Origin of the sequence: Rossellomorea sp. NRS-1567, assembly GCF_050467885.1 — a bacterium.
Lineage (GTDB): Bacteria > Bacillota > Bacilli > Bacillales > Bacillaceae_B > Rossellomorea > Rossellomorea aquimaris_C.
Genome location: NZ_JBITPL010000007.1, coordinates 124,735 through 147,770, shown reverse-complemented (window position 1 = coordinate 147,770; position 23,036 = coordinate 124,735). Strand labels below are relative to the sequence as shown.

Genomic DNA, 23,036 nt, shown 5'->3' with positions numbered 1-23,036 from the left:
GAGTCTTCGGATTCGTCAAAATAAATGGAGGGAAAAACATGAACAAAAAAATATCATTGATTCGATCAGCACATTTAGCACATGTTGATTATGCATACGCTTCAAGAGTACCTTCGGACATGGATCTCCTGTTTTTGGCCGGAGCCTGTCCTCTTAACAAAGAAGGGGAAGTTCCTCATATCAATGATTACGAACTCCAAGCCAAACTATGTGTGGAGAATATGAAGGAAGTACTGAAAGAGAGTGGTGCCTCCTTGAAGGACGTCGTATATACCCGGGTCCTTGTAGCTTCTCTGAATCAGTCAGATTTAGTGACGGCTTGGAACTCGATAAGAAAAGAGTTTGGGGATCATGACGTCCCGAGTACGTTATCAGGAGTGACTGTGCTGGGATACACAGATCAATTGGTGGAAATCGAAGCGATCGCAGCAGTAGAGAAACGAACAAATGTATAGCTGAAAGGAGGATAGGATCATGTATATTCCAAAAGATTTTAAGATCACAGATGAATCGGTTGCCTACGAAATCATGAAAGAACATAGTTTTGCGACTCTTTTTTCTCAACACGATGGATTGCCATGTGCCACTCATATACCGTTAATAGTAAACGGGAAGTACTTATACGGACACTTTGCACGCCCGAATCCTCAGTGGAAAGATATTGAAAATCAAACCGTCCTGGCTGTTTTCCATGGTCCTCATTGTTATATCTCACCGTCCTGGTATGAGACGAATAAAGCAGTGCCGACATGGAATTACGTGACCGTTCATGTGTATGGAGAAGTCGAGCTTCTGAGGGACGAAAAGGAGTTAATGGATTCGTTCCATGATCTGGTAATGAAGTATGAAGCCCCTGACAGTCCATACAGATTACAGGATGCAGGTGCTGACTATCTCGCTGGTATGAGCAAGGGAGTTCAAGGTTTCAAAATAAAAATCAGTAAGATAGAAGGAAAAGCGAAGTTAAGTCAAAATCATTCCATACAGCGACAAGAGCTGGTGATCAATCAACTTGAACAAATTCCATATACAGATGAGCAACAGATTTCAGAATTGATGAAGGCTAATCTAAAAAAGTGATGGTTATTGTATTTGAAGCACAGGATTGGTTCAGTAATAGTATATAAGTCTGCTTTCTAAATTAGATTTGGTTGATAGGGAGCTTCTATACATCTATGAAAAAACAAGGGTAACTCTATTTTTCTATTTGTTTAACCTGTTTATGCCTAGGGTGATTTTATACTTAGTCATTTCTGCTACGATTATTTTGGTTACCTCCTTCTTTATTTTAAGGAAATCTGGGTTATGATGTCATGCATTCTACTTGATAGGATTTATAGTTAAATGGGTTATTGGGGTTAAATGGTTCTTTTAAGAATAACCTAAAAGACATTAAATAAGAAGATTAACTCATAAAATACTGAAAATTAACAATTTTCAAATTGGCATAAAACTTGCACTTAGATTAAGTGTAGGGAAGATAAGACGTCCCTACAAATAATGAAGTGTGGGGAGTGCAAGAAACATGAAGAAATATTTGAAAATGGCTGCAACGATTGGTTTGTCATTGGGATTATTGGCTGCTCACGGGCCTGCTGAAGCAGCAAGTAAGGATTATACGTATTACGGCTATGGAGACACGACAAACATTACCCGATCTACCACTTATGGGCTTAACTTAATGGGTGGGTCAACAGATGTGGATGAAGCAATGCTATGGATGGCGGAAAAGGCAAACGGGGGGGACTTTGTTGTTCTACGAGCATCTGGTGGTGATGGCTACAATCAATATGTGTACGACTTAGCCGCAAGTAACGGTGTTCCCTTAGACTCAGTGGAAACCATTGTATTAAATAATCGCAATGCTGCGTACGATTCGTTTGTACTTGATAAAGTATTTAAAGCAGAGGCCGTTTTCTTTGCGGGTGGTGATCAGTCTTTATATGTGGACTATATAATAGATACACCACTGGAAGATACATTAAATGATTTAATTTCAATCTACGATGTTCCAATAGGTGGAACGAGTGCAGGACTCGCGATTCAAGGGCAATTTGTATATGATGCGAGAAACGGTTCGGTTTATTCAGATGAAGCATTAAGTAACCCAAGCAATCGCTACATGACGTTTACACGCAACTTATTAGATAACCCTTATTTAACAAGTACCATCACGGACACGCATTTCGAGCAACGCGACCGTATGGGGCGATTTGTTGGGTTTATGGCTCGTAATATCATGGACGGTTGGACGACACAGGCAAAAGGGATTGCCGTTAACGAACAAACTGCTTTATTAGTGGAAGCAGACGGCTCAGCACGTGTTGTATCTCAACCGGGAAGTACGGATGCGGCTGTATACATCGCTCGTACAACAGGTGCACCAACAAGCGGTTCACGCTCACCATTAACAATGAAAGACATTGAAATGGTGAAGTTAGAAACAGGTGATACATTCTCCTTCCCGACTTGGACAAGCAGCAACGGCCTGAAATATAAATTAAATGCTCAGAATGGTGTATTGACGTCAACGACCGGAAATATTTACGGAAATCAATAGGAATTTCATTTTAATAATGATCCTCCGAAGTAATTCGGGGGATTTTTTTTGATTTAACCGCATTAAGACGTGGAAGCAGTTGAAAACACTGATATCATCTATCCTCGGAATAAATCCTTACTTTAAAGAGAAACTAGATGAGAGCAAGCTTATTTAGGAGGTTTGTTTAGTGGATTTTCTTCATAAGGTCATTGGATACCTTCCCGATTTCAACGTATACATCTACGCCATATTAACGTTGATCGTACCCATTATCATCATGAAATTAACGACCTTACTTACTGGTTCAATGAAACAACCCGGCTCATCAAAACAGAAGGAATCAACCCTTATGATGACAAGCGATATATCTGAGAATGTATCGATGATCAATGAAGTGCTGGGGGAAAATAATGATATCATAACCCGGGAATTTTTCATGAATGATTCAAGAGCTTCGATCATTTTCACGAGAGGGTTAGTGGATACAGCCATTATTAATAATAATATTTTGGACCCCCTCATGTTCAACACGATAGATGACGAGAGGATCCCTTATTCTCTTAAAGAAATGCTTCCTGTGAGTGAATGTCATGAGGAAACGGATATACATACAATCACCTCCTATATTTTAAGAGGGGAAACAGCATTGCTTCATGAGAAATCTACTAAAGCAATCATTTTAAAAACAAGTGAATCAAAAGATCGGAGTATTGAAGAACCTGTAACCGAGCAGGTGGTGAGAGGTCCCAGAACCGGTTTTAATGAAAATATAAATGATAATCAAGCAATCCTAAGAAAAGCTGGTGTAAATAAGGATCTAAGGTTCATTAGCTTCCAGGTTGGAGAACGATTTAAAAAGGTACTGATCATCGCCTATATAGAGGGCATTGCCAATGAAACAATCATACAGAACGTGAAGGAAAAGATTGAATCGATTCACATCGATAATGTACCGGAATCTGGATATATTGAGGAATTTATTGAAGAGAATACTTTCTCACTTTTCCCGCAAATTCAAAGCACGGAACGACCTGATCGGGTGATTGCTGCATTGTCAGAGGGGAGAGTAGGCATTTTGCTGGATGGTACCCCATTTGTCTTGATTGCTCCAGTCACCATCAATATGTATCTGCAATCACCAGAAGACTATTATGATCGATGGATTCCCGGCTCATTGATTCGGTTGTTACGATATACGGCTGCTTTCATCTCGGTCTTCACTCCCGCTTTATATATTTCCTTTGTCTCATTCCATCAGGGTTTAATTCCAACAAATCTGGCCATTTCCATTATCGGCTCTCGTGAAGGAGTCCCATTTCCTGTTCTCATTGAGGTTATGTTAATGGAAGTTTCTATTGAAATATTAAGGGAGGCAGGGTTGCGTTTACCCAAACCTATCGGCCAAACCATTGGGATCGTCGGGGGTCTTGTGATTGGAGAGGCTGCGGTGCAAGCAGGTATCGTTAGTCCAGTTACAGTCATTGTTGTGGCCATAACGGCGATATCATCGTTTTCACTCCCACAATATACGTTAAGTATTTCATTACGTATCTTACGATTTATCGCCATGTTTTTAGCTGCTACTCTGGGACTCTATGGTGTCATCGTCTTTTTCCTTTTTTTCTGTATTCACCTTGTCCGGTTAAAAAGCTTTGGAGTCCCTTTCCTCGGTCCTGCAGTACCGTACCAAATCAGCGATTGGAAAGACTTTTTAATCAGACTGCCCATCCAATCAATGAAAAGGAGACCCGAAATTCTGAAGCCTGGCGACAAAATCAGAAAAGGGTAGTCATGGACTTCACTTATTGAAAGGACTTGTAATGAATGAACTTGAATCAACAGGAACGAATTAGTCCTACTCAAGCGATCATCCTCATCATTAACTATGTTCTTGGAGTCGGTATATTAACGCTTCCAAGGACAGCTGCTGCTGAAGTAGGGACGCCCGATATCTGGATAACCATTATCATCAGCAGTATTTTTCCCATCATAGTAGGGATGATCATTTTAATCCTTAACAACAGATATCCTGACAAAACTTTTTTTCAGTATAGTAGAGAAATTGTAGGGAGAATCATCAGTGTCATCCTTGGGGTAACAATGATTATTTATTTCCTTACACTCACCAGTTTTGAAGTCAGGGTTATGGCTGAAGTAACCGAAACCTATTTACTGGAGGGGACTCCCATTCCAGTTTTAATTGTATTATTTCTTTGGCTTGCCTTTTATTTAAATACGGATGGAATTAATTCCATTGCACGTGTGTTCCAGGTGATCTTCCCCCTTACCGTCATCATTTTCATTTTAATTGCCACAATGAGTTTAGGTTTATTTGAAATCAATAACCTGCGCCCTGTTATGGGAAATGGAATCCTCCCCGTGTTAAAGGGCGTTAAGACAACGTCACTATCCTATATTGGGATCGAGCTAATGATTATTTTATCGGCCTATTTAACGGATCCCAAGAAGGGGAAAAAGATTGTCTTTATTGGAGTATTACTACCGATGATTTTTTACCTGGTTACAGTCGTTATTGTCATAGGTGCGTTATCAATAGATGGGGTAGGGAATCTTGCCTGGCCGACTATCTCTCTCATCAATTCGTTTGAATTTCCAGGCATCTTTTTTGAACGCTTTGACTCGCTATTTTTGATCGTATGGATACTACAAATATTCGCTACGATCTCCATCACGCTTTATGTTGCCTCTCTTGGTATTTCACAATTATTTAATAAGGACATAAAGGTGTTTCTGCTAATCTTTCTTCCCATCGTATTAATCGTCTCGATGGTCCCGAATGATATCCACCAATTATTCGCATTAGGAGATTTACTTGGAAATGCTGCGATCCTTTTATTTGGTATACTGCCAATCCTTTTATTAGGAGTCTCTTTCTTAAGGAGGAAATTCAATTGAAGCATGCTATATATCTTTTCATCTTCTTACTCACTGTTCTACTGTTGACAGGATGTTGGAGTTCTAAGGATATTGAAAAATTGGACCTACTATTGGGCGTGGGGATCGATGAAGGGCAAAGGAATAGTCATGAGTATTCAGAAGAGGATTTAATGAATGTGACCTTTCAACTTGTGAATGTGTCCGGCAATCAATCTTCTAAGACGTATTCAGGCAATGCAAAGCCTTTTGTTAATGTGAATGAAACAGGTGAATCATTACTTGAGGCCGCACGGGAAGTTTTATTAAAACGAAAAAACACTTTGAACGGGCAACATCAAAGACTGGTTGTATTAAGCAGTAAAGTAGCCCAAAAAAGAAATATCAGAGAATTATTGGATTTCTTCATTCGTGATCCCGAAGCAAGGATGAGTTGTTTGATCATGGTAACGGGTGGCCTGTCCAGGGACATTATGGATACGGAAACGGATGAAATTCCTTCGGTGCATATAAAAGAGGTCTCAGATCATATCGAAAAATCGAATAAGCTAATCGAACCCATGACTCTTTCGAAAATCAACGCAACTATGGAGGCGAAATCAAGTTTTCTTCTGCAAAATATAGAGAAGAGAAATAATGAAATCATCCTCACCGGGGCAGCTGTGATTAATGGGGACACTCTCACTCAAGTAGGATTTCTAAATGAAGAAGAATTGGTAGGAATTAATTGGTTAACGGCTTTAACAGATGGAGGAATCGTAAAGATAAAGGAAGAAGGCAGCAACAAAACAATTACGTATGAGCTTGAAACCGTCGATAGCAAAGTCAAACCTCTACTAAAGAATGGACAAATTTCCTTTCAAGTTGATACTAAAGTAAGCGGGCACATAACTGAACTGCTCGCAGAAACGGATGAACTCACAAAGAAAGAGAATATTAAGGATCTAGAGAGACAAATAGAAGAAAAAATCAAAGAACAAATAAAAAATAGTTTAGAGAAAATCCAACAGGACTTGAAAGTGGATGTGTTAGAATTTCACGACTACGTTAGAATTCAACACCCGGACTATTGGAAAAGTCACAAAGATGACTGGGAGAATACTTTCAGTCAGGCGAAAATCGATTATCAAGTAGATGTCCAAATATCTTCGTTGAATATGAATATAAATGAATAAATACAATGTATTCTAGGTACGTATATAATGATAAAAAACGCCAAGGTTTCCTTCCAATAAAGGATCTTTGGCGTTTTGCACTATTGGTTCAAGCAGACCATCCATTCTGCTACTATCAGTCCTTCTTATGTCGTAATGGATCCGAAGTTCATGTCCCATTCCTGCACGTATTGGACAACTGGTCTCAACCCTTCACCAAGAGGGGGCAACTCGTATTCTACTTTGGGTGGAATGACGGGATAGACCTTAACATTTATTTGCTTTGTAAAACAAAATAACGCCTCATGGAGGTTTATATGGATAAATGGGTGAGGGTAGGGAATGTGGATGTAGCGTATTCCGTTGATGGAGACGGACCGGGATTGAGAGGGGCGTTTAATTTCTGAAAGATTATTTGAATGACCTCGATTTATGCAAAAAATGTCCTGCCTCTTCGAATCAAAAGGTGAGGACATTTTAGTCGATTCCCTACTCAGGATCTTTGGATTTAGACAACTTGTCTTTATCTATTGTACCTGGTGGTTCTTCCAACCATTTATTCTTAATCATTATATTTGCACCGTCTTTTGCATATTGTCCTATTTCCAATGAAAGTCTTTCATAGATAAGAACTAAATCATTTCTCTGACTTGCAGCTGCTGCAGTTGAATAATTACCCACCCCAGATGCGCTTAAAAAAGTCATAAGAAATAATGTTAATTTATCTGAAAAAGGTGGAGTCGTCTCGTTTGTAATGGATACGTCTGAAGACATAGGAGATTGTATATTATTATCCAGTAATTTTTTTGAAAATATCTCAATATGCTTTTTTGCAATATCGCTTCCTCGCAACATCCATTTTTGGACATCCTCACGAGGCGAGGTTTGAGCAAAACTTATTGCGAGCTTTGTTCCAAGTACATTGGTTTTAATGTTCATAAATAAATATGAAATTTCAATAGCATTTAAAGGGCGTTCCTTATTAAAAGGCTATGTTAAAGAAATATGTTGATATTTGATAAAAACGAACACTCGTTCTATAATATAAGAAAAGAGTGAAAGCGAGTGGGTTCGAATGCCATTGAAGGAGATTATTGGAGAAATTCGAAAGTTAAATACAGCCGACCAACATCGATTGAAACAGTTCTTTGTGAATTCGCTTGCTTCTTATTCGGCTAGTGAACCTATCTTCAAGGAAGTATCGGAACGCAAACACAAAGAAGGATACACTTGCACGCATTGTCGTTCGACCAATGCTGTCCGTTTCGGTAAATATACAGTTAAAATGGATATGCGACTTATTGAACGTCAACGTTATCGCTGTAAAGATTGTGGAAAGACCTTCACCGATGTTACGAACACCCCACTCCACCGTACTCACTTGCCTCACAAATGGTTAGAGTTCATTCAATGTATGATAGAAGGATATTCCCTTCGAAAAGCCTCAGAATTGATTGAGGTGCATTATGTCACGCTCTTCTATTGGCGACATAAACTCCTCTCTGCGATGAAGCAAATGGATTTCAAGAAGTTCGAAGGTATCGTTGAGATGGACGAGACATACTTCCTCTATTCTGAGAAAGGTCAACGCAATCTCAAAGGTCGCAAACCGAGAAAGCGTGGCGGCTCCTCGAAGAAACGGGGCATCAGTAAAGACCAAGTGTGCGTTCTGGTCGCAAGGGACCGCCAAAAGATGACGTACTCGAAAATCATCGGTCAAGGTCGCATAGTGAAGAGCCGACTTGATGATGCCATCGGTTCCAAGCTGTCTTCAACGAACGTTCTCTGTACGGATGCTTGGAGAGCCTTCAAGACTTATGCAGCCGATAAAGAATTGGAGCATTATCGCTTCAAATCGGATGGATATGAACGTGTGAAAGGCGTTTATCACATCCAGAACGTAAATAGTTATCACAGCCGACTCAAAGGCTGGTTAGACCGATTCAATGGCGTGGCTACAAAATACCTCGACCATTATTTGAGCTGGTTCCGATTCCTCGATAGCATCAGGCACCGTAACAACGATGCAACTGTCAGCAAAATGATAATAGAAAGTTGTTTGTTCTCAACAGTCGAAACCTATGATAAACTGAGATTATCAGAATTTTCCAAATGAAATACTCCGATATGAAATTAATATAATTGAGGGGGATAATATGAAAATTAAAGAAGTGCAAAGCCCTTATATTTATGAAATTTTCAATGAGATGAAATGCAATCACATTAAGTCATGCGGGACACCTATTATTGAATCAGTGGCTGACGGGGTTTGTATTCATTTTATTTATTTTGGTGATAGTCAAACAAAAACAGTGCATGTCTTGGGGAGCTTTCCAGGGTGGGAGTTACAAAAAGGCGAAATGACAAAAATCGAAGGTAATCAAATCTGGGTGAAATCTTTTAAAACCGACCGACCCCTGGCAAGCTCGTATTATTTTTCGGTAAATGATGACTATGGAGATAATTGGGGAGAGCGATTTAAACATTTTATAAGTGACCCTCAAAATCCAAATAAAATGTTGTTTTCTGAATCACCTGGTGACAACAAAAAAGAAAACACTGAGTTATCATATGTATCTGTCAATGAACCACTTCTTTCTATGGATATATCATCTAAGAATCCCAAAATTTCAAAAGAAAATTTTAAAAGTAAAGTGTTAAATAACGAAAGAAACCTTTGGATTTATGACCCGATTAAAAACACTGATACCCCGAAAAATTTATTGATTGTTTTCGATGGTTTTCAATATACAGAAGCTATTCCAGTAGCAAATATGATTGACCATTTATATGAAGAAGGAAAAATACCTCCAACTGTAATGATTGGGGTAGATAGTCTCGACCGTTTCAATGAATTTAATGGGAATGAACAATTTGCTAATTTCATTGCAGTTGAGTTACTTCCTTGGATACGTAATAACTTCGCTGTTAGCCATAATCCTAATAATATCGCTTTGTGTGGTGCAAGTTTAGGGGGATTAACTGCTTTCTATACTGCATTAAATCATTCGAACCTTTTTGGTAATGTGATATCCCAATCAGGTTCATTTAATCATAAAAAAACGAAGGTCGATGATGAACAGTATTGGTCTGTTCATTATCTAGAGACACAACCAAAGCTTCCTGTTCGTATCTATATGAATTCTGGGCGGTTAGAAATGGATGAATTACAAAAAGCTAATTCACTTACACATCAAACGCTCAACAATAATGGTTATGATGTTAAATATGAATTATTTAATGGCGGACACGATTTGCTTTGGTGGAGGGAAAGCTTTCTTGATGGATTGGAGTATATATTTTGCATAGATTAATAGCCATTTCAATTGTTCCTCAATAGGGGGTCTTATTGGAATAAATAAAGGGGAACTTCTAAGAATGGAAGTTCCCTTAATTATGATTGAAAATCAACAATATTATTTAACATAGCCTATTAAAAAAGGAAAAACCAGATAAATAGGATTTATTGTCGACAAAATCGTTTCTAGTGGGTTATGCAATATAAGGTGCTTTAACATATAGCCCTTTAAGAAGAGCGGCATCAGTACATGCGTCAAACAATTTTGTTGTCTCATGTAATCGTTCAATTAGATAAGTTCTTATGTCTTTTCGAGAAACCATTGAAATAAATCCGCCATAGGCTATTAACCCTGATTTTGACATAAGGTCTAAAAAAGTTAACATAAATTCATCCGTATATAACCTAGGTGCATCTAAATTAACATCCTTTTCAATAGCAAATCCATTAGGTATGAGTAACCCTTCATCCTTAAAAATAAGAGTGATTTTCTCAATATGTGTTTTTGTAATGGTTCTTGCATATCCAACAAGCGGACGTATTTCTTTATCCTTTGCATGAACATAAAAATATTCTAAGATGCAGTGAGCCATGGTGTCATTCATATAAGCAGACCAAAGGGTAGCAATTTCAGCCGAAGTTAATTTGATTTTGTCTGTTAACATGGTTATCCTCCATTGGAAATGGTTAAGTAGATATATTCTTTACATTTATGAAGAATATTATTAGTAGGAGGTTTACATTAAACTGGCTTTACTTTCACTCCAAGCTCTAACCAAACTGAAAATTTGTCATATAATTACGGATAATGATCCGAGATGTTGAAAGCTTACAGATTGTTTTGTGCAAAGCATAGGTAGGTGGCCAACTGGGAAAGGAATCTGATAAGGAAGAGGACTGGAGATGAAAATCGTATGGGTGTGTTGCCTTTCTCAGCGTAGTTTGTGAGAATGCTGACCAAGGAGTCCTGACTTTAAAAAGTGATACGGGAAACGAGAAGGAAATGGTTATCTTATTATGAATCCAACTAATTCGATGCTCTCATGTTAAAAGATTTTTCGACAAACGGCTCATATATCAGAATTTCTGCTCATATCTCGCCGGAAAATGGCTCATAAAGAGCGAAAAAAAAGCCTCACATAATGGGTGAGGTGGTGATAATTGAAGTTGGAGACCCATAAATAGGTCAATATGACGGCCCTTTTAATATGAAAACTAGAGCAGTTTCCTACGATTTGACTGAAAATCTAATAGAAAACGAGCTATTTTATATAAAAGTAGAGTATAAGAGACAAGTCACAGGTCAAGGTGGACCAAGTAAACGGGCCCGCGGCAACCGCCACGGGCCATTCTCTATTTCTTATGTCTTCGGAAACGTAAATCCTTCCCCGAACACATCCCTCACATCATGGACCACCACAAACGCTTTTTCATCAATGTGCTGGATCATCTTCTTTAAGAGGAAGAGCTCCTGCTTATTGATGACCACATACAAGATATCCTTGGATTCTTTCGAATAGTGACCTCTTGCATTAATGACGGTCACCCCGCGGTCCATTTCTGCGCTCACTTTTTCAGCGATGGCGTCGGTATGAGCGGAAATGATTGTGACGGCCTTTCGGGTATCGAAACCATCAATCAAGTAATCCAGGATCTTCGTACTGATATAGATGGAAATTCCCGTGTACATCGTATTCTCCACCCCGATGACAAACGAGGAACCGAGAACGACCACAATATCGAACACGAACATCGTTGTACTGACGGCCCAGCCGAAATGCTGATTGAGCATGCGGGCAATGATGGTGGATCCTCCCGTCGTCCCACCTGAACGCAGGACAATCCCGAGGCCTAACCCGATGAACACACCGGCGAAGACCGTGCCGAGCATGATATCGACGGACTTCCCCATGCCTTCAGTCAAATGAATGAAGAGAGAGGAAAAGAAAATCGCAAGCATGGTGTACCAGGTCACGCGTTTATTTAATACTTTATAACCGATCGCTAAGAGGACCCCGTTCATGACGAAGTTCGTGATACCCGGTGACCATCCCAATACATAATAGAGGGTCATGGATATACCTGTCACGCCGCCTTCCCCAAGCTCATTCGGGATCGCGAACAAGTTCACCCCGAGGGCGAAGAATAAGGAGCCAATAATAATTAACGTAATTTCTTTCACAGTCGTATTCATTTCATCACTCCGTTCTATTTGAATACTAGGATACTATAGCACAGGGAAACTTCATGAGGAAGCACTGTTTTTTGATTTTTTTGTTGCAAATGCAATAAAGATGGGATAGATTTAAAATATATTATTTACTAGAAATAAGGAGTTCATTATGAAAGGAATTCTTCGTGAAATTGGAATGATTGCAAGGGCGCTGGATTCGATCAGTAATATAGAATTTAAGGAATATGACCTGACAAAAGGGCAGTATTTGTACCTTGTGCGTATATGTGAAAACCCGGGGATCATTCAAGAAAAGGTTGCTGAGATGATAAAAGTGGACCGGACAACAGCATCTCGTGCCATAAAAAAACTTGAAATCAATGGTTTTATTGAAAAGAAAGAAGACAATCAGAACAAAAAAATTAAAAAGCTTTTTCCAACAGAGAAAGGGGAGACGGTCTATCCCTTTATAAAAAGGGAAAATGATCATTCCGATCTCATGGCCTTAGAGGGGTTTTCCGATAGTGAAGAGGAAATGATTTTAAATCTTCTTCAAAGAGTAAGGGCAAATGTCGAAAAGGACTGGGAATATGTTAAAAAAGGAAATAAGAGACAGTATTGAAGAGAGGAGCCGCTTATGACGATCATGTTAAAAAAATGTACCCTTGAAGATGCACGCACCCTTCAAGAAATTAGTTATGACACATTTAATGAGACCTTTAAGCATCAAAATACACCGGAAAATATGGAGAGCTATTTGGATAAGGCTTTTAACTTGAAACAAGTGGAAAAGGAATTATCCACTCATTCCTCACACTTCTTTTTTGTGTTCGTTCATCATGAAGTCGCCGGTTATTTAAAAGTGAATACCGATGAGGCACAGACTGAAGAAATAGGGGATGAATCACTCGAAATCGAGAGGATTTATATAAAGGATACTTTTCAAAAACTTGGTCTTGGCAAATATCTTCTGCATAAAGCGATTGAAATGGCCAGGGAACATCATCTAAAGAAAATCTGGCTTGGCGTCTGGGAAAAGAATGAAAACGCCATTGCCTTTTATAAGAAAATGGGGTTTGTTCAAACGGGAGCGCACTCTTTTTATATGGGTGATGAAGAGCAAACGGACCTGATCATGACCAAAACACTCTTATAATATTGTTAAAAGGTGGATCGCTATATTCCAAACGATTTTAAAGTCACAGATGAACCGGTGACTTACGGGATCAGAGAACCCCGTTTTGTGGCACTTATTAATCAATCAATGGAAGGACGGTTTCCACACATTTATCGCTACTTTTAAACAAGGAGAATACGGTTATTGCGCTGGAAGATGCTATGTCTTTCTATTAAACAAAAAAACAACCGGCCACCGCCGGTTGTCTTCACTCAAATTAACTCTTCTGAGCATTCATCGCTTCCCATTCTTCCTTACTCGGACCATACACACCGGGAACATTTATATCAGCCTGTCTCATAAGAGTCGTCAATTGACCACGGTGATGAGCCTGGTGCTGTATAAGCAGGCGGAATACGGCTTGCACCGGCATGTCCATCCCGAACAGATTCACCACTTCGTTCATTTTCTCATCCGAAACCTGTTCAGAAACGGCTTCTGCAAGACGAGTACTTACCGTTCTATACGTTTCACTGATTTCTGAGGCAGACGTAGGTGCTTCTTTTCGAAGATCCGGTACCTCAAAGGTGATACCAAGCTGAGCGGGGAAGTAATAAACGGATCCCGTGATATGCCAGGCGACGCTTCCGATGCTGTACAAGTCAGGTGCAACTTCATGTTTCAATGACTCATCCGTCAGTGCATCGAGGACCTTTTGGGTGACGGCGGCTTCTTGTTTCCATTCGTGTACGAAACTACTTGCGGTTGTGAACATGTGGTTCCCTCCTTTAAATATCAAACACTTTCTGTTTCATTGTATCATGGGGAGTTCGTTTTGAGGCTTCTTTCAGGGGCCAAGGGGGGCCAAAGGGACAGGTACCATGGCTTTTTTTAGATAGCTCGTGTTGTAAATAATACAATCCAATAATAAAAGGCTGTCGGGACTTCCCGACAGCCTTCTTGGTGAAGAAACATTAAAGCGGATTGTACTTAACATGTGTCTAATAAAACAATTCTTAACAATCAACGATAAAAGATTGTGGACTTCCAGTTGTGGTAAAGGGAACCAGGGTCTCGAAAATGGTAGTCGTATTATCGGTAGCGAAGATTTCATACGTGATCTGCCCGGTGGCTCTGTTGAGGGTTGCTCTGATTCGGGCTTCAAATGTTCGTGGAGGACCATTGTTTATTCGTCCTCGAATCATCCCTTCTACGATGGCAACCGTAAAGTCTTCCTCACAGGAAATCATCGTTCTTCTACCTTGCGTGAATTGAAAATTATCTCCATTATTTGCATTGAAGACAAAGTTGAAGTTATCGACTGCCGGATTACACGGAGCCCCTGGAGTGGCACCACATTGGGTAATGGTCACATTTAACGTCCCGGTATAATCTAATATATGCCCAAAACTAGTCACTCTGATTCTGGCTCCTGGCTGAGCTCCTCCCTGGGTATCGAGCTTGAACTTACAAGGACATTCATGCTGAGGACAGTTGATGCTTACAGTGAATGGTCCTGCACTAATCGGGATTCCACCGACGGTCGTCCTCGCTCTGACGGTTACGGTTTCAACCGTACCTTCTATGCCCATGATTGTCGCAGAATATCGTCCATCCGCCCCTGTTATGGCTGGGTCTGGATTGATAAACACATTGGTATGGGATTGAACGATATCGAAGAAGACCGGCTCATTCGGAATCGGTGTTGCTCTATCACAGACCACCCGTCCCCTGATTGTACCGTCACATTCGATGGTCGGAGGTACGATCAGATTCATGGCTGGATTTGGGCAGTCGGTACAATCAGCTATAAGAAAGTTGGTATTAGAAACAGATATGCCATTCACCGTTGCACTTGCTGTATATTCTACGCCCTCAGTTACAGGAGTTGGGAACGGCACGGTTGCCACACTGGAATATTCCCCGTTTAAATTGGTTGTGACGACAGGTGGCCGGAATACAATGAGAGGACTGCTTAATGTCACTTGTACACCGGGCACCGGGACACCGTCACAAAGGACGCGTCCTGTAATAATAGCTTTACAGCTGATGTGGAAGGGGTTATCTAGTTGAATGACGGGATTTCGACACGGTGGGCAGCTGACCTCGACCGTATTGGATTCGGAGACTGGAATTCCATTTACCTCTGTTCTTGCTGTATAAGATGTCACTTGCTCAGATGTACCTGGTGGAACGATGACAGGGCTTGAATATTCACCGTTGCCATTCGTGATGACCGTCGGTGATGGGAAAACAAGAAGCGGACTGCTTAACCTTACCAGTACTCCCGCTACCGGTCTTCCGTCACAAAGAACTCGGCCGGTTACGACCCCATCACATTCGATTGGAGCAAGGTCATTGAGTATGATGTCAGGGTTTTGACATGGCAGACATTCTACAGTTACAGCCTGGGTCTCAGAAGTAACGGGAATTTCACCGACTGAAGCGGATGCCGTCACCGTAATGATTGATTCAATTCCCAGAAAAGGAACCAAAGTGGCAGTATATGTTCCATCCGATCTCGTAAGCGCCGGGTTTGGGCTGATCACCACCTTGTTGGAATGATTGCCAATCGTAAACGACACGGCTGCATTCGGTACTGCTTGGCCATCGCATGTCAATCTTCCTGAAAGTTGAGTGCCCGGGCATCCTACAACTCCTTCTACTGGATTAAGAATCAGTACAGGGTTTTCACATTCTATACAACCTGCACGTACTACAATCGAATCACTGACCGTCCTCAACGAAACTGTGGCCGTCGCTGTAATCCGTACATCAGGAGTGATCGGTGTTCCACGAGGGACTGTAACCTGGGTGGTAAAAACACCCCGCCTGTTCGTTACCGGAGTCGCGTCGCTGAACATCAAGTCGGGAAATGTAGACGTTAAATTAACTTGTACCCCCGCCACGGGCACATGATCACATAATACCCTTCCACTTATGGTCGCCTCACAACTGATGACACCCAATTCTTCCAATTGGATTACAGGATTAATACACAGATCATGTGGGAATAAATCCGGGCATCCAACGGGAGGGAGTTGCACCTGGCATAAGGGAGCGTTCTTTTTCTTTTTAACCCGCTTTTTCATGTTTCATAACCTTCCTTCATATATGCTATCGAAATAGTTTATGCCCTCTAATAGAGTTCGTTCGAAAAATACTGGGGTTCGTATAAAATTGATGATTTTGACTATACACATGTGAGGGACGGACCTTTGACGAATGCTAGGGTTTGTTGATGACGATGTTGTCGAGAGAAGAACTGGCTGGATTCCTTGAAGATAAGAAAATCGAAAGAAACGTCCTGGTACCCGACGATGGGGAGTTGATTGAGTTTTAGCAGCCGGAAGAAAATAGGGTCTGATCCTTGGCGCTAAAACCAAGGATCAGACCCTCCTTTTCACTTCAACTGCAGCTCAATCTCATACTCCTTCCTTTCCGAATCATAGTCATCATCCCCTCCCTGATGGCCGCCGAACTCCATTTTGATCCACTCGATGTCTTCTGCGTGGCCTCTTTCCAGGTACCAGATGATATTGCCTTCCTTGATGACCCCTTTGTCGATTTCTCCGCCGATGCTATCGGACACCCACATATCGGGCATATCAATCTGTTCCCCGGTGCTAGTGACGAGGACGGCCTGGTCCGGGTAGAACGTGAACTTGCCATCCGTGGTGTTTTCCATTTTGAATTTCACTCCCACAGCTGACGTCTCTGCGTTTTCATCTTCCATGGTAGGGGCTTTATCGGTCACGACGGCTTTCTGGATTTCCATCTTCAAGCCATTGTAATCACCCGACCATTTCGCATCATTGTAATACGTCCAAATATCTTCTTCTTTTGCTTCTTCCTCAGGTTTTTCTTCCTTGCTTGAAGCATTTGCCGTCTTTGCCTCGGCTTTTTCCGTATCATTCTTATCCAGTTCCTCGACAGCCGCATCCCCACCGCAGCCTGCAAGCATGAGGCCCATTGCACCAGCGACTAGTAAACAAATAATCTTCTTCATAAAAAATTCCTCCCTTTATAATAGAAATGTAAAACATTTCCTGATACTCTCAGTCTAATGGGTGACCTTTTTGAATTTTTGATAAGGTTGAGGTTCTATTTTGAAATCGCAGGAAAATGTTGATGTTTCAATTAATATGGAGGAAATATGGAGCTGGTCTGTATTAAATTTTCACCTTACTTTAATATGAAAAAATTGGTATAATGGCGTAATATACTTTTTTACGAAGGGGAAATGGATATGCGTCAGGAAGTGGCCGTAGAGAAAGTGCTTGAGAGTTTAAAAAAGGATCACAGTGTCCGGAGTGTATTCTTAAAGGGATCGATGGGAAGGAAAGAACACGATGAACACTCCGATATCGACCTGTACTGTTTGGTGGAGGAAGGGGAGGAAAAGGAATTTCTGACCCGGCGTCTACATCACTTAAAGGCGTACAAGGACCTCCTCTTTCACGATGATATCTTCATCATCGCGCCGCAGATCATTGCCATCTACGAGGATTGGCTGCACATCGATCTGTTCACGGTAACGGAAAAGACGATACAGGAGAAGGATTTCTTTACTGTGTTATATGACCCTGACAATCTGATGGAAAAATACGAATCTACCCAAAACTTGACCATCTCCAAAGAGCAGTTCAGGGATAACGTCCTCGACGCAGCCTGGTTCCTGTTTCAACATCAGAAAGCAGCGGCCAGAGGCAATCATACGTGGGCAGTGGAAATGCTGCGGCATTCTATGAGGAGTGTGACGATTATTCTGCTCTCGCGATATGCGAAGGAGCGGGCAGTACTTGGGTTGAAGACGATTCACCGGGATTTGCCTGAAGAGATGCAAGACAGGGTGGTGGAGATTTATGAGGAGATGACGCCTTCTCGTCATGAGGACGCTGTGCGAAAGATTGCGTGTCTGTTAGAGAGTGAGTTTGATTGGATTCGGGGTGAGCTTGGGGATGATGGAGCTCAGATTGATTCGTTTATGGGGTTGATGATTGGAAAAGTGAAGTGATCATAATAAGGCAGGCATGTCAGAATTGTAGAACTGAAGCTGTTCCTGGTTACTTTTAATGAGGGACAAATTGATAGAAGAATAGGGGATTTGCTGGTTTGTACTTGATACTATCCATTTTTTTAGCGAGTATACTGGGTTTGATCTTACTTATATCGGGACCCTGGGTAGGTGGTATTCTTGCTTTCGGCATCATTGCAGGTTGTATGTTCAGGGGTCTCTATCTGTTGAATGACATACATAGAAGACTATTAAATGATTTACCGAGAGCTGATAAAGCAAAAGAGGTATATGAAAACTATTTGAAAGAAAAGAGGGGAACGATCAAAGATAAAGAAATGGATTCCCATCATCAAAAACGTCCAGAGTAAAAAACCCTGGACGTTTTTATGTGATAAATATCAGCTACCTGTCTGTTGCTTATCTTTCTCCACGGCTTTCAGTCTTTGACCTTCGTCTGCAGAAGTAGTCTTCTCTTGATCGTTTCCACTCATAAGATCACTGGTAGCACTTTTGAATTCTTTTAATGTACTTCCGAAAGCACGTCCGATTTCTGGGAGTTTGGAAGGTCCAAAGATGATCAAAGCGATGACTAGTACAAGAATTAATCCTGGGATTCCGATATTCGTTAGCATAATTTTCGCCTCCTGTTGGGTTTATAGAATGGGCATGCCATGGCGTGCGAGCGCAGCTGCTTCTAGGTTTGACATTCCCTGAACTTCGGCAAAGGTAGATAGTTTGTCAGAAATGTTCGGTGCGTAGGCAGCCGGTGGTGCAGCATGGCCCATCAGCCTTCTGCGGGATGCATTTTTTCTGGCGAATGGTCCCCAGATCGCAAAGGTCATCCCGGGTGATTGAATATTGATGAAGAAGGTTCGGCCATCTGTAGAGAACGTTGGTCCTGCAAGCTCTGAATTGTTCACTTTATTCTCTGCGAACACGTACGTTTCGCCTTCTGGTGTCATCCCGATGACACGGTCGACACCGCCGCCGTCTTCCGCGATCCACAGGTCTCCCCAAGGAGTGATACAAATATTATCAGGCATTTCCAGGTCATTTTGAGCAGTAGATTCATAGAAGAGCTCCAGTGTATTGGTGGCCGGAATATAGCGGTACACACGGCCCAACTCTTTATCCCCGGCGGATGTATCATCAAACCAGAACACGCCGCCTTCAAAATAAGCCCCCTCGAGACGGCTGAAGGCAATGCATCCTTGTCTGCCTGCATCAAGGGTCGGTTTCTCTGGATTGACATCCTTCCATACAACCCCAAATTTCTGACCTGTATGGAAAGAGCTTGTTTCGTCTCGGCTCATCTCTTCAAAGGCTGCCGCTTGAAGCTTTCCGCCTTTTTGCAGGGCACCGACCCTTTGACTGCGGTCGTTCGGAAGGAAGCGATACAAGTAACTGGGACCGGCGTCCTCGGTTAAATAGACGATCCCAGTTGCCGGGTCAATGGCCGTGGCTTCATGGGAAAAGGCACCCATGTCGCGGATCGGGGTTTTCGAGATGTTGTTTTCAGGGTTGTTTGGATCCACTTCGAACACATAGCCATGACCTTCTGCAAGCGTTTCTTCACATGTGAGCCATGTGCCCCAAGGAGTCGCTCCGCCTGCGCAGTTACGGATGGTACCGGAAGAAGAGACATATTCCTTCATGACTTGGCGGTCAGGACCGACAACCAAGGAAGTGGTCCCGCCCGATTCTTCACGACGGTATGGATTTTTCCCGATCACGGGGTATGGACTGTTACCGCTCAATTCATGATTTCTCACGAGGATGGTGGAGTTATGGGGGCCACTATAGGCGGCCATCCCATCGAACTTGGCAGGGACGGGTCTGCCATCCGATAATGATTTGCCTTCCTCAGAAATGATCCGGTATTGGAAACCGCGGGGGAGATCCATCACGCCGCCAGGGTCCTTGACAAGGGGACCATAGCCGCCGGTCGTTTTCCTGTTTTGGGATGTGCCGGCAAATGCTTTATTTCCACCGAAAGACATCAATCCAGTGCTACCGAGGGCAAGGGCAGCTGTACCGATCCCGCTTGCTTTCAGAAAGTCTCTTCTGTTCATGTCGTGTTTATTCACGTCTTTTCACTCCTTAGAACTAAATTCTCTTGACCTGCATGTGACTCCGTCGATTGAGAAGCGCGTTTCTTATAGGCGATCGTTGAACATGTAATGCTGATTTCATATAAAAGAAGGAGCGGCAGGATGACGAGTACATCCGACAGGAAATCCGGCGGCGTAATCAGCACGGAAATGACAATCAGCAAGAAATAGGCGATCCTTCTTGATTTCTTCAATTTGGCTGGATCCAAAATGCCAAGTACCGTCAGAAAGACGATCACTAAAGGCATTTCAAATAACAATCCAAAAGGGAGAGTAAGGTGAAGCATAAATCGGAAGTATTTCTCCGCTGTGAACATCGTTTCAAATTGGTCGGCTGACAGGGTGGTCAAGAAGTTCAGGACGATCGGGAAAAGTAAAAAGTAACCGAACCCAATGCCGGAAATAAACAAAAAGAACAGTGCGGGTATGAAGCGTAACGTGACTTTTCTTTCTGTCGGACTCAGACCTGGAGAGACAAACCTCCATATTTGATAGGCAGCGACAGGTATGGTTGCAGCCAGTGAGAAGACGGCGGCAATCATCAAGTACACCCAAAGAATCTCACTCGGTCCGAGAATCGCCAGCTTCATGTCTAAATCCCTGATCAGCCACCCGTAGATCGGTTTTATAAAAGCCATCCCCACTATAAGGAAACCAATGAAAGCGAGTACGGTTTTAATGGCCCGGCTCCTGAGCTCTTCCAAGTGTCCGATCAGCTGCTGGTTGCAATCTTTCATGGCCTCAGCCCCCTTGATGCTAGTTCATTTGCATATGTTTGCCTTTTTGGGCCTGCTTTTTATGGGCCCGGTTGTGCGCTTCATGACGATCCTCTTCCACCTCAGAAGACGTCTGTATCCCTTGGGGAACGGTTGATGTTGATAGTTCCTCCAGTCCTTCTGAATCTTTTTCGTAAACAAATGACGCTCTGGTAGATATATCTGCCCCGGGACTCGAGACGAATGGAACCACACGATAATCTGCTCTCCACTGTTTCGGCGTGACATGACAGCGGACATACCCACGATAATCGTTGAAAAATTTAATATGGTCGTTCTGTGCCAGAATCCGGTCTGTGTCCGCGCGCTTGTCTGCCCCGTCTCCACCTGATGTGATCGACGTTCCGACGAACTCGGCTCCAAGCATGTTGGAAGATGGATCATCAAAGTCTGCCAGGATATTGGAAGCCCAGTTCGCGTGTACATCACCTGTCAGGACGATCAAGTTATCCATGTTTTCCTTATGGGCAAATTCCGTGATGCGCTCCCTTGCAGGTGTGTAGCCATCCCAGCCATCCATACTGTAACGAGGTTGATCAGGGCTAGGACCATAATTTCTTTTGGCAAAAAAGATTTGCTGGGCAAGTACATTCCAGGAAGCAGTCGATTTGCCGAGATGATCAAGGACCCACTGTTCCTGCTTGCCGCCCAGCAAGGTGCGTGAAGGATCCAGGGATTCTTCCGTCTGGGGAGAGCTTTTATCCCCATTCGCCTGATCAGAACGATACTGACGGGAATCGAGCACCATGAAATTCGCTAACTTCCCGTATGAGAACTGACGGTAGAGCTGCATGTCCACTCCATGTGGCATCGAAGAACGCCTTAACGGCATATGTTCATAGTAAGCTTGATAGGCAGCCACACGCCGTTGCACGAACTCTTCCACAGACTGGCCATTTTCAGGAATCATGTCGGCATAGTTGTTTTCCACTTCATGGTCATCCCATGTGACCACCCAAGGGAAAGCAGCATGAGCAGCCTGCAGGTCCGCATCTGTCCGGTATTGAGCATGACGGTTTCGGTAGTCCTCCAACGAACGGATTTCAGGACCTTTATGGTGTCGCACATTTCCCGATTTGGCTACATACTCATCAGGACCGTATTCATAAATGTAGTCTCCAAGATGGAAAACGAGATCAAGGTCTTCTTTCGCCATATGCTTATAGGCCGTATAATAGCCATGCTCATATTGCTGGCAGGAAGCAAAGGCAAAAGTCAGGCTTGCGACCTCTGCATTCAGGGCTGGAAGGGTTTTCGTTCTTCCAATCGGGCTGTAATCCTTCCCGACTTTGAATCGGTAATAGTACAACGTGCCTGATTCCAGGTTCCCAACTTCTGCATGAACGGAATGTGCGAGGGCCGGACTTGCCACTTCCGTGCCGCGCTGAACAATACGGCGGAAATGTTCATCTTTCGCAATTTCCCACTTCACTGGAATGTTACGATTAGGCATGCCACCGCCATTAAGCGGGTCCGTGGCTAAACGTGTCCATAACACGACACTATCCGGGAGCGGGTCACCGGAAGCTACCCCAAGTAAAAACGGATAATCCTCTAACCCGGCTTCTTCTGCAGAGACAGAGAAACCACCCATGGATTGAGCAATCGCCGCCCCTAACGAAATGCCGGCGACTTTCCCCGCCCCTTGAAGGAAACTGCGACGGTCGACCCCTTTATGTAAGGTCTCTTTATTGAGCTTTTGAATCCAATTTCCCATCGATTTCTCATTGGTCATGTGGATGACTCCCTTCATGAATCTATTGAATCGAACAGTTCATAGTATAGGAGACCAGTTTTAATGTACTGTAAATGAATGTAAACAGAGGATAGAACAGGAGGGTCATCATTCCTGGGACAAAAGGATGTTTATTGATTGAATATTTTAATAAATAGGGAAGATTCAGCAGTTTTCACTCATTTTCATTGGGAGGTCAGACCCGGATTTCTTAA

Annotated in this window: 22 protein-coding genes and 1 pseudogene; 12 read left to right on the top strand and 11 right to left on the bottom strand. The window is 42.4% G+C overall.

Translation table 11 applies throughout. The features are described from left to right. Nucleotides 1–38 precede the first annotated feature (38 nt). From ACIFOD_RS05325 to ACIFOD_RS05300, 6 genes are all read left to right on the top strand, one after another. Nucleotides 39–455 carry a RidA family protein gene (locus ACIFOD_RS05325; RefSeq protein ID WP_430313746.1) on the top strand — a complete coding sequence of 139 codons (417 nt, stop codon included), beginning with the start codon at nt 39–41 and terminating at the stop codon, nt 453–455. Nucleotides 456–474: 19 nt separating this feature from the next. Continuing rightward, complete coding sequence (locus tag ACIFOD_RS05320) at nt 475–1,080, top strand: FMN-binding negative transcriptional regulator (protein ID WP_430313745.1); 606 nt, start codon at nt 475–477, stop codon at nt 1,078–1,080. Nucleotides 1,081–1,525: 445 nt separating this feature from the next. Continuing rightward, nucleotides 1,526–2,560: a cyanophycinase gene (locus ACIFOD_RS05315; protein WP_430313744.1), complete on the top strand. Its 1,035-nt coding sequence runs from the start codon at nt 1,526–1,528 to the stop codon at nt 2,558–2,560. A 259-nt stretch (nt 2,561–2,819) separates the two neighbouring features. Next, on the top strand, nt 2,820–4,331 hold the full coding sequence (locus ACIFOD_RS05310) for a spore germination protein (RefSeq protein WP_430313823.1): 1,512 nt from the start codon (nt 2,820–2,822) through the stop codon (nt 4,329–4,331). A gap of 35 nt (nt 4,332–4,366) precedes the next feature. After that, nucleotides 4,367–5,458 carry a GerAB/ArcD/ProY family transporter gene (locus ACIFOD_RS05305; RefSeq protein ID WP_430313743.1) on the top strand — a complete coding sequence of 364 codons (1,092 nt, stop codon included), beginning with the start codon at nt 4,367–4,369 and terminating at the stop codon, nt 5,456–5,458. Further along, on the top strand, nt 5,455–6,612 hold the full coding sequence (locus ACIFOD_RS05300) for a Ger(x)C family spore germination protein (protein ID WP_430313742.1): 1,158 nt from the start codon (nt 5,455–5,457) through the stop codon (nt 6,610–6,612). Before ACIFOD_RS05305 ends, ACIFOD_RS05300 begins: the two co-directional genes overlap by 4 nt. Before the next feature lie 125 nt (nt 6,613–6,737). Here the strand turns inward: ACIFOD_RS05300 and ACIFOD_RS05295 are convergent, their stop codons facing one another. Together ACIFOD_RS05295 and ACIFOD_RS05290 are read right to left on the bottom strand one after the other, a co-directional pair. Beyond that, entirely contained in the window at nt 6,738–6,869 is a 132-nt protein-coding gene (locus ACIFOD_RS05295) for a winged helix-turn-helix transcriptional regulator (protein ID WP_430313821.1), read from the bottom strand. 211 nt (nt 6,870–7,080) lie between these two features. Then, a pseudogene (locus ACIFOD_RS05290) lies at nt 7,081–7,566 on the bottom strand (DUF3231 family protein); the annotation flags it as partial. A 100-nt stretch (nt 7,567–7,666) separates the two neighbouring features. Between ACIFOD_RS05290 and ACIFOD_RS05285 the strand changes: the two are divergent. Both ACIFOD_RS05285 and ACIFOD_RS05280 read left to right on the top strand, forming a co-directional pair. Then, the gene (locus ACIFOD_RS05285; protein ID WP_430313741.1) at nt 7,667–8,707 is read left to right on the top strand and encodes an IS1595 family transposase; all 1,041 of its coding nucleotides are present in this window, start codon (nt 7,667–7,669) and stop codon (nt 8,705–8,707) included. Between the two features lie 40 nt (nt 8,708–8,747). Then, nucleotides 8,748–9,905: an alpha/beta hydrolase gene (locus tag ACIFOD_RS05280; RefSeq protein WP_430313740.1), complete on the top strand. Its 1,158-nt coding sequence runs from the start codon at nt 8,748–8,750 to the stop codon at nt 9,903–9,905. A gap of 178 nt (nt 9,906–10,083) precedes the next feature. Here the strand turns inward: ACIFOD_RS05280 and ACIFOD_RS05275 are convergent, their stop codons facing one another. Further along, the gene (locus ACIFOD_RS05275; protein WP_430313739.1) at nt 10,084–10,554 is read right to left on the bottom strand and encodes a DUF3231 family protein; all 471 of its coding nucleotides are present in this window, start codon (nt 10,552–10,554) and stop codon (nt 10,084–10,086) included. A gap of 695 nt (nt 10,555–11,249) precedes the next feature. Further along, nucleotides 11,250–12,083, bottom strand: coding sequence for a YitT family protein (locus tag ACIFOD_RS05270; RefSeq protein WP_148994825.1), 834 nt, complete (start codon nt 12,081–12,083; stop codon nt 11,250–11,252). A gap of 148 nt (nt 12,084–12,231) precedes the next feature. Between ACIFOD_RS05270 and ACIFOD_RS05265 the strand changes: the two genes are divergently transcribed. Both ACIFOD_RS05265 and ACIFOD_RS05260 read left to right on the top strand, forming a co-directional pair. After that, on the top strand, nt 12,232–12,684 hold the full coding sequence (locus tag ACIFOD_RS05265; protein ID WP_430313737.1) for a MarR family winged helix-turn-helix transcriptional regulator: 453 nt from the start codon (nt 12,232–12,234) through the stop codon (nt 12,682–12,684). 15 nt (nt 12,685–12,699) lie between these two features. Next, a complete protein-coding gene (locus ACIFOD_RS05260; RefSeq protein WP_430313735.1) occupies nt 12,700–13,218 on the top strand; it encodes a GNAT family N-acetyltransferase in 519 nt (172 codons plus the stop codon). Nucleotides 13,219–13,456: 238 nt separating this feature from the next. Here the strand turns inward: ACIFOD_RS05260 and ACIFOD_RS05255 are convergent, their stop codons facing one another. The 3 genes from ACIFOD_RS05255 to ACIFOD_RS05245 all read right to left on the bottom strand — a co-directional run bounded on the left by ACIFOD_RS05255 (nt 13,457) and on the right by ACIFOD_RS05245 (nt 17,188). Continuing rightward, complete coding sequence (locus ACIFOD_RS05255; protein ID WP_430313733.1) at nt 13,457–13,954, bottom strand: DinB family protein; 498 nt, start codon at nt 13,952–13,954, stop codon at nt 13,457–13,459. Between the two features lie 241 nt (nt 13,955–14,195). Then, a complete protein-coding gene (locus ACIFOD_RS05250; RefSeq protein ID WP_430313732.1) occupies nt 14,196–16,271 on the bottom strand; it encodes a hypothetical protein in 2,076 nt (691 codons plus the stop codon). Nucleotides 16,272–16,582: 311 nt separating this feature from the next. Next, nucleotides 16,583–17,188: an LptM family lipoprotein gene (locus tag ACIFOD_RS05245; protein WP_430313730.1), complete on the bottom strand. Its 606-nt coding sequence runs from the start codon at nt 17,186–17,188 to the stop codon at nt 16,583–16,585. Between the two features lie 240 nt (nt 17,189–17,428). Between ACIFOD_RS05245 and ACIFOD_RS05240 the strand changes: the two genes are divergently transcribed. Together ACIFOD_RS05240 and ACIFOD_RS05235 are read left to right on the top strand one after the other, a co-directional pair. Further along, nucleotides 17,429–18,196: a nucleotidyltransferase domain-containing protein gene (locus ACIFOD_RS05240; RefSeq protein WP_430313729.1), complete on the top strand. Its 768-nt coding sequence runs from the start codon at nt 17,429–17,431 to the stop codon at nt 18,194–18,196. 98 nt (nt 18,197–18,294) lie between these two features. After that, the gene (locus tag ACIFOD_RS05235; protein ID WP_430313728.1) at nt 18,295–18,567 is read left to right on the top strand and encodes a hypothetical protein; all 273 of its coding nucleotides are present in this window, start codon (nt 18,295–18,297) and stop codon (nt 18,565–18,567) included. A 30-nt stretch (nt 18,568–18,597) separates the two neighbouring features. Here the strand turns inward: ACIFOD_RS05235 and ACIFOD_RS05230 are convergent, their stop codons facing one another. The 4 genes from ACIFOD_RS05230 to ACIFOD_RS05215 are packed head-to-tail and all read right to left on the bottom strand — an operon-like array spanning nt 18,598 to nt 22,821. Next, the gene (locus ACIFOD_RS05230) at nt 18,598–18,831 is read right to left on the bottom strand and encodes a twin-arginine translocase TatA/TatE family subunit (RefSeq protein ID WP_430313727.1); all 234 of its coding nucleotides are present in this window, start codon (nt 18,829–18,831) and stop codon (nt 18,598–18,600) included. 21 nt (nt 18,832–18,852) lie between these two features. Further along, a complete protein-coding gene (locus ACIFOD_RS05225) occupies nt 18,853–20,286 on the bottom strand; it encodes an alkaline phosphatase PhoX (RefSeq protein WP_430313725.1) in 1,434 nt (477 codons plus the stop codon). Next, nucleotides 20,283–21,047 (bottom strand): twin-arginine translocase subunit TatC, encoded by a 765-nt coding sequence (gene tatC / locus ACIFOD_RS05220; RefSeq protein ID WP_430313724.1) that lies wholly within the window; start codon nt 21,045–21,047, stop codon nt 20,283–20,285. The genes ACIFOD_RS05225 and tatC overlap by 4 nt, the downstream gene beginning before the upstream one ends. 19 nt (nt 21,048–21,066) lie before the next feature. Then, nucleotides 21,067–22,821 carry an alkaline phosphatase D family protein gene (locus ACIFOD_RS05215; protein ID WP_430313723.1) on the bottom strand — a complete coding sequence of 585 codons (1,755 nt, stop codon included), beginning with the start codon at nt 22,819–22,821 and terminating at the stop codon, nt 21,067–21,069. Between the last annotated feature and the right edge of the window lie 215 nt (nt 22,822–23,036).

Coding starts and splice junctions, on each gene's coding strand:
- ACIFOD_RS05245 (WP_430313730.1), bottom strand. CDS start 17,188: ATGAAGAAGATTATTTGTTTACTAGTCGCTGGTGCAATGGGCCTCATG.
- ACIFOD_RS05315 (WP_430313744.1), top strand. CDS start 1,526: ATGAAGAAATATTTGAAAATGGCTGCAACGATTGGTTTGTCATTGGGA.
- ACIFOD_RS05265 (WP_430313737.1), top strand. CDS start 12,232: ATGAAAGGAATTCTTCGTGAAATTGGAATGATTGCAAGGGCGCTGGAT.
- ACIFOD_RS05250 (WP_430313732.1), bottom strand. CDS start 16,271: ATGAAAAAGCGGGTTAAAAAGAAAAAGAACGCTCCCTTATGCCAGGTG.
- ACIFOD_RS05230 (WP_430313727.1), bottom strand. CDS start 18,831: ATGCTAACGAATATCGGAATCCCAGGATTAATTCTTGTACTAGTCATC.
- ACIFOD_RS05255 (WP_430313733.1), bottom strand. CDS start 13,954: ATGTTCACAACCGCAAGTAGTTTCGTACACGAATGGAAACAAGAAGCC.
- ACIFOD_RS05280 (WP_430313740.1), top strand. CDS start 8,748: ATGAAAATTAAAGAAGTGCAAAGCCCTTATATTTATGAAATTTTCAAT.
- ACIFOD_RS05310 (WP_430313823.1), top strand. CDS start 2,820: ATGAAATTAACGACCTTACTTACTGGTTCAATGAAACAACCCGGCTCA.
- ACIFOD_RS05285 (WP_430313741.1), top strand. CDS start 7,667: ATGCCATTGAAGGAGATTATTGGAGAAATTCGAAAGTTAAATACAGCC.
- ACIFOD_RS05260 (WP_430313735.1), top strand. CDS start 12,700: ATGACGATCATGTTAAAAAAATGTACCCTTGAAGATGCACGCACCCTT.
- ACIFOD_RS05305 (WP_430313743.1), top strand. CDS start 4,367: ATGAACTTGAATCAACAGGAACGAATTAGTCCTACTCAAGCGATCATC.
- ACIFOD_RS05240 (WP_430313729.1), top strand. CDS start 17,429: ATGCGTCAGGAAGTGGCCGTAGAGAAAGTGCTTGAGAGTTTAAAAAAG.
- tatC (WP_430313724.1), bottom strand. CDS start 21,047: ATGAAAGATTGCAACCAGCAGCTGATCGGACACTTGGAAGAGCTCAGG.
- ACIFOD_RS05325 (WP_430313746.1), top strand. CDS start 39: ATGAACAAAAAAATATCATTGATTCGATCAGCACATTTAGCACATGTT.
- ACIFOD_RS05270 (WP_148994825.1), bottom strand. CDS start 12,083: ATGAATACGACTGTGAAAGAAATTACGTTAATTATTATTGGCTCCTTA.
- ACIFOD_RS05215 (WP_430313723.1), bottom strand. CDS start 22,821: ATGACCAATGAGAAATCGATGGGAAATTGGATTCAAAAGCTCAATAAA.
- ACIFOD_RS05275 (WP_430313739.1), bottom strand. CDS start 10,554: ATGTTAACAGACAAAATCAAATTAACTTCGGCTGAAATTGCTACCCTT.
- ACIFOD_RS05320 (WP_430313745.1), top strand. CDS start 475: ATGTATATTCCAAAAGATTTTAAGATCACAGATGAATCGGTTGCCTAC.